Genomic DNA, 13,262 nt, shown 5'->3' on the forward strand with positions numbered 1-13,262 from the left:
TGGCATGGCACAAGCGCAAACGCATTCCGGACAACAACACCCCGTCAAGCTCTATCTCCTGGTCTGGGGGTTGCTCTTCGTCCTCAGCACCTTCTCGTACCTGGTCGACTATTTCGCCATCCAGGGCTATGCGCGGTGGTTCCTGATCCTGTTCTTCATGGTGCTGAAGGCAGGACTGATTGTCGCCGTCTTCATGCACATGGCCTGGGAGCGGCTGGCACTTGTCTATGCAATTCTGGTGCCGCCGGTTCTGGTGCTGGTCTTCGTCGCTATGATGGTCTCCGAATCGAACTATACGATCTTCACCCGGCTGACATTTTCCAGTGTGGGCCTTTGAAGCGATCACTTGTCGAACATCAGAAGTTCGAAGAACTGGTTGGCTCGGCCATGCTTGCGGTAAATCCAACGGGTCGCCCCGGCCGCGGTGTTTTGCAAAAAAACATAGTTAATTTGTACGGTTAAGCAGGTTTTAACATTTCCAATTCATTGTCCATGCAAAGCCTATCAGTTTGGCAGGGAGTCCGCTCTGCCGATGCAACTGGATTTTGGAGTGGATCATGAAAAGAAGCTTGTCCGGCATCTTTGCCGCATTGCTTGTCACATCAAATGCTTTCGCCGCCGATCTCGCTCCTGAGCCCGCGCCGGAAATGCCGCCGGAAGTCACGGTAACTGAATCGACCGGCTGGTATCTACGGGGCGATGTCGGCTACGGCTTCACCGACCTGCGTGGCGCCCGCTACTTCCAGGGCAGCAACGCCAATGAGGTCGATTTCGACAGCGCCGAACTGCGCGACTCATGGACAGTCGGCGGCGGTGTTGGTTACCAGATCAACGATTACCTGCGCACCGACCTCACGCTCGACTACCTGACCAAGGCTGATTTCCGCGGTTCGACAACCGGCCAGTGCGGTGCTCCGCTCGAGGATTGCACGTCTCGCGACGTCTCGTCGCTTACGGCCTGGACGCTGATGGCCAATGCCTATGTCGACCTCGGCACTTACGGCGCCTTCACGCCTTATGTCGGCGCCGGTATCGGCGGTTCCTACGTCAAATGGAAAAGCCTTCGTAACACCTCCTGCCAGGATGACGGCGGCGGTTGCGATGACGACGTGATCCATGGCGGCCGCGGCAACTGGCGCTTCACCTACGCGCTCATGGCCGGCGCCTCGATCGACGTGACGTGTAATGTCAAGGCGGATGTCGGCTATCGCTTCCTGCATGTGGACGGTGGCAATATGTTCGGCTACGCCAGCAACGGTGGTCCTGGCCGGGACCGAGGTTTCTATGTTCATGAAGCTCGCGTCGGCGCCCGTTACCTCTTCGGCGGTTGCCAGCAGGCAAGCTACGAACCGCCGCCGGAAATTCCGCTGCAGCCGTCGGTCTACAAGTGATCCGGAGTCTCAGCTACTGATCGCAAGCCGCCCGTTGGGGCGGCTTTTTCGTGATAAGTCTACTTTCGCCGGTGTGCCATTGTCTGCTCAAACTGCGCATGCGCGGTCTTGCGGTTGAAAGCGGGGACTGCCGAAATCTTGTCGCACATACTGCAGACAGCGATCTACAGACCGTTCTGCGCGGTCGGCCCCGACGCATGAAGCGGCTTGATCGCGCCTGCGTCAAAAAATCCTCCGTATGCGACACTTCCACGTTGACTATAATGCGCGTCATCTGTATCCACGGCGGCGGGACACTCCTCCCCAACGAGGAGCTATCTATCTGGAAGGATAGCACATGGCAAAGACCGCAAAGCCGGACGTACGTCCGCAAAATACCCATTTCTCTTCTGGCCCCTGCTCGAAGCGCCCCGGTTGGACGCTTGATGCCCTTTCGGACGCGGCTCTCGGCCGTTCACACCGAGCCAAAGTCGGCAAGGCAAAGCTGAAGCAAGCCATCGATCTTACCCGCGAAGTCCTCGAAGTGCCGGCGGATTACCGCATCGGCATCGTTCCGGCTTCCGATACCGGCGCCGTTGAAATGGCGCTCTGGTCGCTGCTCGGTGAGCGCGGCGTCGACATGCTCGCCTGGGAAAGCTTCGGCGCAGGCTGGGTCACCGATGTCGTCAAGCAGCTGAAGCTCAAGGACGTCCGCAAGCTGGAAGCCGATTACGGCGAGCTTCCGGACCTTTCCTTCGTCGATTTCGACCGCGACGTGGTCTTCACCTGGAACGGTACCACCTCGGGCGTGCGCGTTCCCAACGGTGATTTCATCCCGGCCGACCGGAAGGGGCTGACGATCTGCGATGCGACGTCTGCCGCTTTTGCGCAGAACCTCGATTTCGCCAAGCTCGATGTCGTCACCTTTTCCTGGCAGAAGGTTCTCGGCGGCGAGGGTGCGCATGGTGTTATCATCCTTTCGCCGCGCGCAGTCGAGCGCCTGCTGACCTATACGCCCGCCTGGCCGCTGCCGAAGATCTTCCGCATGACCTCCGGCGGCAAACTCTCCGAAGGCATTTTTCAGGGCGAGACGATCAACACCCCTTCGATGCTCTGCGTTGAGGACTATCTCGATGCGCTTCTCTGGGCAAAGCAGCTTGGCGGTCTGAAGGCGCTGATGGCGCGTGCCGATGCGAATGCCAAGGTCATCGCCGATTTCGTTGCGGCCAGCGACTGGATCGCCAACCTGGCGGTGGAACCGGAAACCGCGTCCAATACGTCGGTCTGCCTGAAGATCGTCGACAAGGATGTTGCGGCACTCGACGCCGACGGCCAGGCGAATTTTGCCAAGGGCGTCGTCTCGCTGCTCGAGAAGGAAGGTGTCGCCTACGACATCGGCCACTATCGCGACGCGCCGTCGGGCCTGCGCATCTGGGCAGGCGCCACGATCGAAACCGCCGACATGCAGAAGCTGATGCCCTGGCTCTCCTGGGCCTTCGAGACGCAGAAGGCGACGCTCTCCCAGGCTGCTGCCTGACGTGATCGCATCCGGCTCCGCTCACTGAGCGGGGCTCTTGCATTCTCTTTTATCATCGCTGAACACTTTTGAAGGAAGCCCCCAATGGCACCTCGCGTTCTCGTATCCGACGAATTGTCGGAAACCGCCGTCCAGATCTTCCGCGACCGCGGCGTCGAAGTCGATTTCCAGCCGCAACTCGGCAAGGACAAGGACAAGCTCGCCGAAATCATCGGCAACTATGACGGTCTTGCCATCCGGTCCGCCACCAAGGCGACCGAAAAGCTGATTGCAGCCGCCACCAACCTCAAGGTCATCGGGCGCGCTGGCATCGGTGTCGACAACGTCGATATCCCGGCTGCCTCGCGTCGCGGCATCATCGTCATGAACACGCCCTTCGGCAACTCCATCACGACCGCCGAACACGCAATCGCGCTGATGTTCGCCGTTGCCCGCCAGCTGCCGCAGGCTGATGCCTCGACGCAGGCCGGCAAGTGGGAGAAGTCGAAGTTCATGGGCGTCGAAATCACCGGCAAGACGCTCGGCGTCATCGGTGCCGGCAACATCGGCTCGATCGTCTGTGCTCGCGCCATTGGCCTGAAGATGCACGTCCTCGCCTACGACCCGTTCCTCTCCAAGGAGCGCGCCGAGGAAATGGGCGTTGTCAAGGTCGAGCTCGACGAACTGCTTGCCAAGGCTGATTTCATCACGCTGCATGTGCCGATGACGGACAAGACGCGCGGCATCCTCAACAAGGAAGCACTGGCGAAGACCAAGCCAGGTGTGCGCATCATCAACTGCGCCCGCGGCGGTCTCGTCGATGAGGCTGCGCTTGCAGACGCGATCAAGTCCGGCCATGTCGCCGGTGCTGCCTTCGATGTCTTCGAGGTCGAGCCCGCCAAGGAAAGCCCGCTCTTCGGTCTGCCGAACGTCGTCTGCACGCCGCATCTCGGTGCGTCGACCACCGAAGCGCAGGAAAACGTCGCGCTTCAGGTTGCCGAGCAGATGGCGGACTACCTGGTCAAGGGTGCCGTTTCCAACGCTATCAACATGCCGTCGATTACGGCTGAAGAAGCGCCAATCCTGAAGCCCTTCATCAGGCTCGCCGACGTTCTGGGCGCCTTCGTCGGCCAGGTCACCGAGGAGCCGATCAAGGAAATCGAGATCCTTTACGACGGCGCCACGGCGAACATGAATACCCGTGCGCTGACGAGCGCCCTGCTTGCCGGCCTGATCCGCACGCAGGTTGCCGACGTCAACATGGTTTCGGCCCCGATCATGATCAAGGAAAAGGGCATCGTGCTCTCCGAGGTCAAGCGCGACAAGACCGGCGTCTTCGACGGCTACATCAAGCTCACGGTGACTACCGAGAGCATGACGCGCTCGATCGCCGGTACCGTCTTCTCCGACGGCAAGCCGCGCTTCATCCAGATCAAGGGCATCAATCTCGATGCCGATGTCGGCAGCCACATGGTCTACATTGCCAACACCGACGTTCCCGGCATGATCGGCTTCATCGGCACGACGCTCGGGGAAGCCGGTGTGAACATCGCCAATTTCCAGCTCGGCCGAGACAAGCAGGGTGGTGATGCGATCGCGCTCCTTTATGTCGACGGCCCTATTGGCGACGACGTTCTGGCGAAGCTGACGGCGCATCCGGCAATCCGCCAGGCCAAGCCCTTGGTCTTTGCGGTCGATTGAGATTTCCTCCCAAGGAAGAATGAGGATGCCCGGCGCGGGGGACCGCGCCGGGCAAGCCTTTCAATCAGATCGAAAAGTTGGCGCTGTTCGGAATTTGACCCTGTGGTGTCAGGTCGTCTACGGCCTTCGGTAGGTCTTTTGAAAGGCGTTTGAGGATTTCATCCTCACTCAAGCCCGTCTTTGAAGAAAGCTCTTCGAGAACGTCCGGGCCGAGCGCTTGCGAGAGCTGCCGATCGTCGATCGGCTTGTTCTGGCCGCGCGATACCCATGAATCCGCTGTATCGCCGTAGCCGTTCTTGGTGAACTGATCGAGTAGGCCACCAAGGCCGCCACTTAAGATACCACCGGCAGAGCCACCCTTGACGAGGTCGCCGAGACCGCCGCCTGCAAGGCCGCCGAGAATTCCGCCCAAACCTCCCTCAGAAGGCTTGGAGCGCATTCCGCCGGGCTCCGTGCCGCCAGTTTGGGGCTGTGCGCCGCCTTGCGTGAGTTCGCGGAGCGCCGCGGCGATTTTGTCGCGGTTCTGGTATCCGGCGACGGCAAGTATGCCGAGCAATGCCGTAAGATTTCTGCGATCCATGATGTCCTCCCCATCGAGATTTGCCCGGGCGCCGCATTCGATCAATACAGCCCGAATGCGGGAATGCGCGGCCGACGACATGGTTCCCGTGTCATCGAAAATTCACCACAAGCTGTGGTTGGCTCACTCCCTGAAGATAAACACTATCGAACCGGGCGCAGCAGCCGCAGCGCATTGAGGGTCACGAGCACTGTTGCGCCCGTATCGGCGAGGATTGCGGGCCAGAGCCCGGTGAGGCCAATGACGGTCGTGACGAGGAAGACCGCCTTCAGGCCAAGCGCGATGGCAATGTTTTCGAAGATGTTGCGCATCGTCCGCTTGGAAAGCTCGATCATCGCCGCCACATCGCCAACGCGGCCGTGCAAGACCGCCGCATCCGCGGTCTCCAGCGCTACGTCCGTGCCGCCTGCCATGGCGATGCCGACATCTGCAGCTGCCAGGGCAGGGGCGTCGTTGATGCCGTCGCCGACCTTGGCGACGATGAAGCCTTCGCGCTTCAGCTCGCCAACAATACGCTGCTTGTCTCCGGGCATGAGCTCGGCTCTGACATCGATGCCAAGCTGTTCACCGATCGCCCTTGCGGTGCGCTCGTTGTCGCCGGTCAGCATGACGATCCGGACCCCGGCGTCGGTCAGCATCTTGAGGCCGGCTTTTGCGTCCCCGCGCGGCTCGTCGCGCATGGCGATGAAACCGGCGGTTTTGCCGTCGACGAGAAGAACCGATACGCTCTTGCCCTGTACGTTCAACGCAGCGATGCGCTCACCCTGTTCAACCGTCAGGGCGCCAGTCGCGCGGGCGGCAGACGGAGAGAGAAGATCCAGCCTTTCACCGCCGACGCGGCCGGTCATGCCCTTGCCGGGAACGGCTTCTACCTCAAAGGCAGGCGGTACGGGCACCTTGTCGCTCTTTGCGCGATCGAGGATCGCCAGTGCCAGAGGGTGGTTGGAATTTCTTTCCAGCACGGCCGCGCGCGAGAGCACTTGAGCCTCCTTCAATTCGAAAGGCACGATGTCGGTCACTCTCGGCTTGCCTTCAGTCAGCGTGCCGGTCTTGTCGAGCGCGACGGCGGTGACCTTGCCGAGCGTTTCCAGCACGGCACCACCCTTCATCAGCAATCCGCGCCGCGCGCCTGCCGAGAGCGAAGCAGCGATCGCAGCTGGCGTCGAGATCACCAGAGCGCAAGGGCAGCCGATCAGCAGGATCGCGAGCCCCTTGTAGATCCATTCCTCCCAGGTGCCAGCGCCAAGGAGCGGCGGGACAATCGCCACCAATGCCGCGGCCGCGACGACGCCTGGCGTATAGTAACGCGAGAAGCGGTCTATGAAACGCTCGGTGGGCGCCTTCGATTCCTGTGCTTCCTCGACGAGCTTGATGACGCGGGCGATCGTGTTGTCGGCGCTTGCTGCGGTTACCTTGATACGGAGTGCGCCGTCACCGTTCACCGTTCCGGCAAAGACCGTGTCATCTCTACCTTTGCGCACCGGAACGCTTTCGCCTGTCACAGGCGCCTCGTCGATCGCACTTTCGCCAGAGACGATGACGCCGTCAGCCGAAATACGGTCGCCCGGGCGAACGAGGATGGTGGAGCCTACGGTGAGGGTCCCTGCCGGCACTTCCCGCGTTTGGCCGTTTTCCTCCAGCAAGGCGTTCTTCGGCACGAGCGCCGTCAGCGACTGAATGCTCGCCCGAGCACGTCCGGCGGCAACGCCTTCCAGCAATTCGCCGACCAGAAAGAGGAAGACGACGGCTGCCGCCTCCTCTCCGGCGTCGATGATGACGGCGCCGACGGCCGCGACCGTCATCAGCATCTCGATCGAAAACGGGGTCCCGGACAGTGCCGCCGATATCGCGCGACGGGCGATCGGTACAAGACCGATCAGCACAGCGGCAACAAAGGCGTAGGGGGCGATCGCCGGCATGAGATGCCCGGCAGCGTAAGCCGCGGCAAGAGCCGCACCGGCTGCGATCGTCAGCCGCCCTTTTCTGCTTTGCCACCAGAAGCCGCCGATCTGTCCATGGTCGTGGCCGTGCAGATCTGTGATGTCCTTTTCGGGATGAATGTGCCCATGGTGATCATGATCGGCCTGATCATGGTTATGGCCTTGCGCAGCTTGATCGTGATCCGGCGCCTTCGCCGGCATCGGCAAGACCGAATAGCCGAGACCCGTCACCTTCTTCTCGATCGCTTTCAGGTCACTCGTGCCGTTATGGCTGATGGTCATCGTGCCCGCGGTCACGGAAACGGAAACGTCCTCGACGCCGGCAATGCGGCGCACTGCAGTGTCTATCTTCGCCGCGCAGGATGCGCAGTCCATTCCGCCAACTTTGTATTTCGCTCGAGCCGCTTCAGCCATTTCGGAGTTCCTTGTTCTTCAGCAGCATTCTTCCTACATGCTCTAGCGACTAGAGGTGCAAGAGAAAAATCATGAAAAAGATCACGATCGGCGAAGCAGCTCGCCAGAGCGGAGTGAAGGTTCCGACGATCCGCTACTATGAGAGCATCGGTTTGCTGACGGCGCCCAGCCGCAGCGAGGGCAACCAGCGCTCCTATGAACCCGCCGATATCCGCCGCCTTGCCTTCATCCGCCATGCCCGCGAGCTCGGCTTCGAGGTCGGTTCCATCCGAACCTTGCTGGCGCTGCAGGACGATCCCGATCAATCCTGCGCCTCGGCCGATGCTATCGCCAAAGCGCGGCTCATCGAGGTCGAGCAGCGTATCCGCAGTCTCATGGCACTGAAAGCCGAGCTGGAGATCATGGTCGAAGGCTGCGGCCACGGCCGTGTGGATCAGTGCCGGGTCATCGAAGTCCTTGCCGACCACGGCCAATGCATGCATCCGCACCACTGAACCCGAAAGGCGCAGGTCACCCTCACTGGTGACTGGCACGAGGGTGGAGAAATGGCGCTGAAACCGTAGACCGCCTCAGCCCTTCGAGGGGGCGCCGAAATCCGCCCTTGCAAGCAACTCGGTGACCTCGCCATCGCTGGTCTGATTGAAATCGTCATAGTGAAGGCTGACCGCCTGGAAGTCCTCGGGCGCGGATAGGCAGAAGACTTCGTCGACTTGCGCCCTCAGATCCTCGATTACCATCCGTGGCGCAACCGGGACCGCAAGAGTGATATGAGCCGCACCCGCCTGACGAAGCGCCTTCAATCCAGCCTTGACCGAAGCGCCGGTGGCAATGCCGTCGTCGACGAGAATGACGCTCCGGTTTGACAGATCCGTGGGTGGGCGATCACCGAGATAAACCTTTCGGCGCCTCTCTATCTCTTCGAGCTGGCGGGCTGCCTCTTTCTCGAAATAATCGAGGGACGCACCGCAATAGGCGAGGACGTCCTCGTTCATAACACGTTGTGGATTCTTGCCGTCGACGACGGCGCCGATGGCATATTCCGGATAGCCAGGCGCCCCGATCTTGCGGACGAGCAGGATATCGAGCGGCGCGTGCAGGCAGCACGCGAGTTCGAATGCCACAGGCACGCCGCCACGCGGCAGACCGAGCACGACAGGGTCATCGCTTCGTGCGCCAATCGCCTCGGCGAGCTTTCTGCCCGCGTCGGCACGATCGTGAAAGCGGAGAGGATTCTGCATCGTCACAGTCCGAACGGATAGGTTTCGGGCACACCCTGCGGGCGCACGGCAGCAAGCGGATTCACGGCTTTCGTTTCTTCGAACCAAAGGTAGCAGTCGAACTGTTCGGGAAGCACTGCCTCGAAATAGTGGCTGTAGAATTCGCTTTCCGGCCGGTAGACGACACCGATGGCGCGTTCAAGTCGACGTTCCGACAATATCTCGCGCACTGCCCGATCGCGGGTTCCGCGCAGGTCGGTCAGCGATCTGGGTATCGCGGTCTGCCGGAAAACACGCTCGTAAGAGTCCGGACGCGACGGATTGACGGTCTTGATCTTTACCGGTTGGTCCCAGTCGTCAGCGGCCGCCACCGTACCGCGGTCCGTCCCGAAGCCCACGAGAAGGGCCTCCTCGCCATAAGCAATCCGGGCAAGCTCGCCGATGTTGAACTGGCCGTCCCAGCCCATGGCGGTGGCAGCCGCATTGCCGATGTGCGAATTGTGGGCCCAAACGACAGCTTTTGCATCTGGCCGATACTCCATGAGCTTCTGGAGCGTTTCGAACATATGCTTGTCGCGCAGATTCCAGGAATCATTGCCGCTCCGGTACATCGCCCGATAATAATGTTCGGCAGTTGCCACGATACGCGCGTTTTGAGCTGCATCGAGAAAGTCCTCGCCATCTGCGGCGGCATAATCGAGCTCGCGGGCGAGCAGTTCCTGCAATTGGGCGACGACGGCCGGCTCGCATTCCTCCTGAACGCCGGAAAGGATGGCATGGGCATAGCCTGCCGGCCGCTCCTGCCATGGCGTCAGGCAGGCATAACGGCGGCGAGCTGCTTTCGCCTCCTCGGGGTCGATACGCTGGAGGTAATCGAGCACCGCCTTGAGCGAGCTATTCAGCGAGTAGATATCCAGGCCGCGCAACTCGACCCGCCGGGCCGGCGCGAGGCTTTCATTGTAGCTGTGCAGCCACGAGACGAACTGCTCGAACTCGGCGTTCCGCCACATCCAATCGGGAAAGCGTATAAAGGATTCTGCGTCGTAGGTTCGCACGCGCCGGTGACGCACATGGCGGTCGATCCGTTCGGCGTCGGGCCAATCGGCTTCGATTGCGATGATGTTGAAGCCGTGATTTTCGATGAGGTTGCGGGTGATGGCCGCGCGCGCCTGGTAGAACTCGGCCGTACCGTGCGTCGCCTCGCCCAAAAGGACGACCTTCGAGCTGTCGATATAAGGATCGAAGAAGACGCCGAATTCGATCATATGGGCGGGATCAGGCAGCGGTTCGCAGGCATGGCGAATTGCATGCGCGATGCCGTCCGCCTGGTTCGGTTTAAGCTCCAGGAGAGTCATATGAGCCTCCTTTCGAATGTGATCGGGTTATTTGTCCGTCGTTTGCGAGGGCGGCTCGGCGCCTTCGTTGGCTCCGTATCGTCTCACTAGAAACACATTGCCGCAAGAATTGTTTCTGCGGCATCAAACGGTTTTCGATTGCCTGAGCTACATTCTTCCGCCGAAAGCTCAGGCGAACTATGTTTGTGATTTGTTTCTATTTTCTCACCAGCCGGATTTTTTCAGCTATCTGCGCGCCTTCGCCTCCGACAGGATCAAGTTTGATCGCAATTTCATGGCCGGTAGGGATGCCGGCGTTGTTGCGATCATCCGCTCGCTCGTCGGCATCGGCTCGGGCGTCGATGCGACGGCCCGTGCCGAAGGTTTCGAAAAGTGAGCAGCTCAAGAGCCTCAAGCAGCAGGGTTTCAGGGCTAACTGCTCGAAAAATCCGTGACACGGGCGCAAGCCGAAGAATTGAGATCGGCATGCCCCCAAAGCGGTGGATCGCCGTCAACGGCTGAGATCTCTCATCGGGGAAATGTTCGCGGCCTTGCTGGGCTCCCAAGCGGTAGCACGAACTTTTGCCCTTTTCCATATTGCAGGGCACCCTAAGTGCCGGCTCATGTCCGACCTTGTAAACGATATTCGCGCCCAAGGCATCTGGCTGCCTGATTGGGTGGCAAGTATTGGCATCTTCGCTGTCGTTGTGGCGCTCGCGCTTTTCTTCCATCGCGTGGCTTTCCGGCTTCTGGCACGCCTTGTCGCCTCGCGCGATATCATCTGGAGGTCGCTTGTCTCCCGGCTCGAGGGCATGGCGCGGCTTGCAATCCTGACTGCGGCGCTGGGCTTTGCCGCCACGATTTCGCCACTCACGGAGTATCAGGCCTCGACGCTGCGCCACGTGCTGCTGATCGCCTTCATCATCCTCGTTGCCTGGATGGCGAAGACCGCCAAGCATATCTGGATGACCGTCTATCTGCGGCGCTTCAAGCTGGACGCCGAGGACAATCTGCTCGCGCGCAAGCACGTCACGCAGTCGCGGATCATTGAGCGGATCGCAGACATGATCATCGTCGTCGTGACGATTTCCGCCTGCATGATGACTTTTGACGCGGTCAAGCAATATGGCGTGAGCCTGCTCGCATCCGCTGGCGTTGCCGGCATTGTCGTCGGTCTGGCTTTGCAGCCCGTCCTCAAAAACCTCTTTGCCGGCATTCAGCTTGCAATCACGCAGCCGATCCGCATCGACGATGCGCTTCTGGTCGAGGGCGAATGGGGCAATGTCGAGGAAATTACCTCGACTTACGTCGTCGTGAAAATATGGGACTGGCGCCGCCTCGTCCTGCCGCTCAGCTATTTTATCGAGAACCCGTTCCAGAACTGGACGCGCGAAAGCGCATCGCTGATCGGAACGGTCATGATCTATCTCGACTACAGCGTGCCAGTTTCCGCGATCCGCGCCAAGGCGGAGGAGATACTGGCCGGCTCCAAGCTCTGGGACCGGAGAGTGGCCAACGTCGCCGTCACCGATTTCAGGGAAAGCGTCATGGAAATCCGCATCCTCGCCTCAGCTTCGAATTCCGGACGAACCTTCGACCTGCGCTGCGAAATCCGCGAAAAGCTGATCGATTTCATCCAGCGCGAATATCCGCAGGCCTTGCCGCAGGTCAGAGCGATGCTGGAGGGTCGGGAGGAGAAAGGGCGAAAGGCGGCAGCCGAATAGCGCATTGTCGCAGCAAATCCCCGCCTCTTGCGCGAAGCCGCGATCCTTTCTATATCCACGGCCACGAAAGCCCGGCGGACCAGCCTGCCGGAAGAACAGGAAATTCGCCGCATTTCAAGGGCAGACGGCGGGGCGAAACAAGCACTGAACTGGCAGCACTCGTGAACACACTGGATTTTGACAAGAAACCGGAAGATACGCGCATTGTCGTTGCCATGTCCGGCGGCGTCGACAGTTCCGTCGTTGCCGGCCTGTTGAAGCGTCAGGGCTACGATGTGCTTGGTATCACGCTGCAGCTTTACGACCACGGAGCGGCCGTTCACCGTGCCGGTTCCTGCTGTGCCGGGCAGGACATCGACGACGCGCGCCGGGTCTGCGAAACGCTCGGCATTCCGCATTACGTGCTCGACTACGAGAAGCGCTTCCGCGACACCGTCATCAATCCTTTCATGGAAAGCTATGTGGCCGGCGAAACGCCGATCCCTTGCGTGTCGTGCAATCAGACCGTCAAGTTCGCCGATCTTCTGGCGACCGCCAAGGAACTCGGCGCCGATGCGCTGGCGACCGGCCATTACATCCGTTCGCGCCCGAACCCGACATCCGGCAACCCAAGCCGCCGCGCGCTTTACCGTCCAGCCGACGCCGAGCGCGACCAGAGTTATTTCCTGTTTGCAACAACCCAGGAACAGATCGACTATCTGCGCTTCCCGCTCGGCGGCCTGCCGAAGGCCGAGACCCGCAGACTTGCCGAAGAGATGGGCCTGGTCGTTGCCAAGAAGGCCGACAGCCAGGACATCTGTTTCGTGCCGCAAGGCAAGTATTCCGATATCATCACCAAGCTGAAGCCGAACTCGGCGCTGGCGGGCGAGATCGTACATCTCGACGGCCGCGTGCTCGGCAGCCACGACGGTATCCTGCACTACACGATCGGTCAGCGCCGCGGCATCGGCGTTGCGACCGGCGAGCCTCTCTATGTCGTCTTTCTCGATGCGCGCTCGCGCCGTGTCATTGTCGGCCCCAAGGAAGCGCTGGAGACACACCGCGTCTATCTTCGCGATGTCAACTGGCTCGGCGACCAGCCGCTTGCCGAAGCCTCCTCCGGCGAAGGTTTTGCCTGCTACGCGAAGGTTCGCTCTACCCGGGCACCGGCGCCGGCGGTTGTCCGTGCCGATGCGCGCGGTATCTATGTCGACCTGACCGTCGGCGAAGCCGGCGTGGCGCCGGGCCAGGCATGCGCGCTTTATTCGGCGCCTGGCGATGACGCCCGCGTGTTTGGCGGCGGCTTCGTCGAGCGTTCAGAGCGCGAGCCGACGGCCGAAGCCTCGCTGAAAGCCCTGCTTTCCAGAGCCGCCGCCGCCTGAACCGGGCGCGAAACGGCCTGCAACAAAACGCGCCGTTTTCTTGATGTCACCTGCTTGACACCAAGCCGGACCGCACCTTATAAGCCGCTCATCCCACGAGCCGCC

General features: G+C 60.9%; 12 protein-coding genes. 8 read left to right on the forward strand and 4 right to left on the reverse strand.

The genetic code is table 11. From position 1 onward, the window contains the following. Positions 1 to 4 precede the first annotated feature (4 nt). From EV130_RS23165 to serA, 4 genes are all read left to right on the forward strand, one after another. On the forward strand, positions 5 to 337 hold the full coding sequence (locus tag EV130_RS23165) for a cytochrome C oxidase subunit IV family protein (protein WP_074062378.1): 333 nt from the start codon (positions 5 to 7) through the stop codon (positions 335 to 337). A gap of 220 nt (positions 338 to 557) precedes the next feature. After that, the gene (locus EV130_RS23170; protein ID WP_074062377.1) at positions 558 to 1,391 is read left to right on the forward strand and encodes an outer membrane protein; all 834 of its coding nucleotides are present in this window, start codon (positions 558 to 560) and stop codon (positions 1,389 to 1,391) included. A 337-nt stretch (positions 1,392 to 1,728) separates the two neighbouring features. Beyond that, positions 1,729 to 2,907: a phosphoserine transaminase gene (locus EV130_RS23175; protein WP_074062376.1), complete on the forward strand. Its 1,179-nt coding sequence runs from the start codon at positions 1,729 to 1,731 to the stop codon at positions 2,905 to 2,907. Positions 2,908 to 2,991: 84 nt separating this feature from the next. Beyond that, a complete protein-coding gene (gene serA, locus EV130_RS23180) occupies positions 2,992 to 4,587 on the forward strand; it encodes a phosphoglycerate dehydrogenase (RefSeq protein WP_074062375.1) in 1,596 nt (531 codons plus the stop codon). A gap of 64 nt (positions 4,588 to 4,651) precedes the next feature. On the opposite strand, the gene EV130_RS23185 is transcribed toward serA, so the two are convergent. Together EV130_RS23185 and EV130_RS23190 are read right to left on the reverse strand one after the other, a co-directional pair. Beyond that, complete coding sequence (locus EV130_RS23185) at positions 4,652 to 5,167, reverse strand: YidB family protein (RefSeq protein ID WP_074063303.1); 516 nt, start codon at positions 5,165 to 5,167, stop codon at positions 4,652 to 4,654. A gap of 143 nt (positions 5,168 to 5,310) precedes the next feature. Then, complete coding sequence (locus EV130_RS23190; RefSeq protein WP_132552415.1) at positions 5,311 to 7,521, reverse strand: heavy metal translocating P-type ATPase; 2,211 nt, start codon at positions 7,519 to 7,521, stop codon at positions 5,311 to 5,313. Positions 7,522 to 7,592: 71 nt separating this feature from the next. Here EV130_RS23190 and EV130_RS23195 point away from each other — a divergent pair, with 71 nt between their 5' ends. Continuing rightward, a complete protein-coding gene (locus tag EV130_RS23195; RefSeq protein ID WP_074062373.1) occupies positions 7,593 to 8,015 on the forward strand; it encodes a MerR family transcriptional regulator in 423 nt (140 codons plus the stop codon). A gap of 75 nt (positions 8,016 to 8,090) precedes the next feature. On the opposite strand, the gene EV130_RS23200 is transcribed toward EV130_RS23195, so the two are convergent. Next, a complete protein-coding gene (locus EV130_RS23200; protein ID WP_074062372.1) occupies positions 8,091 to 8,759 on the reverse strand; it encodes a phosphoribosyltransferase in 669 nt (222 codons plus the stop codon). A gap of 2 nt (positions 8,760 to 8,761) precedes the next feature. Beyond that, on the reverse strand, positions 8,762 to 10,093 hold the full coding sequence (locus EV130_RS23205; RefSeq protein WP_132552413.1) for an erythromycin esterase family protein: 1,332 nt from the start codon (positions 10,091 to 10,093) through the stop codon (positions 8,762 to 8,764). Positions 10,094 to 10,283: 190 nt separating this feature from the next. Between EV130_RS23205 and EV130_RS23210 the strand changes: the two genes are divergently transcribed. The 3 genes from EV130_RS23210 to mnmA all read left to right on the forward strand — a co-directional run bounded on the left by EV130_RS23210 (position 10,284) and on the right by mnmA (position 13,157). Beyond that, positions 10,284 to 10,469: a hypothetical protein gene (locus EV130_RS23210; RefSeq protein ID WP_132661540.1), complete on the forward strand. Its 186-nt coding sequence runs from the start codon at positions 10,284 to 10,286 to the stop codon at positions 10,467 to 10,469. Between the two features lie 226 nt (positions 10,470 to 10,695). Then, on the forward strand, positions 10,696 to 11,796 hold the full coding sequence (locus tag EV130_RS23215) for a mechanosensitive ion channel family protein (RefSeq protein WP_074063302.1): 1,101 nt from the start codon (positions 10,696 to 10,698) through the stop codon (positions 11,794 to 11,796). Between the two features lie 161 nt (positions 11,797 to 11,957). Continuing rightward, positions 11,958 to 13,157 (forward strand): tRNA 2-thiouridine(34) synthase MnmA, encoded by a 1,200-nt coding sequence (gene mnmA, locus EV130_RS23220; RefSeq protein WP_074062369.1) that lies wholly within the window; start codon positions 11,958 to 11,960, stop codon positions 13,155 to 13,157. Positions 13,158 to 13,262: the final 105 nt, after the last annotated feature.

Origin of the sequence: Rhizobium azibense, assembly GCF_004342325.1 — a bacterium.
GTDB classification, from domain to species: Bacteria; Pseudomonadota; Alphaproteobacteria; order Rhizobiales; family Rhizobiaceae; genus Rhizobium; species Rhizobium etli_B.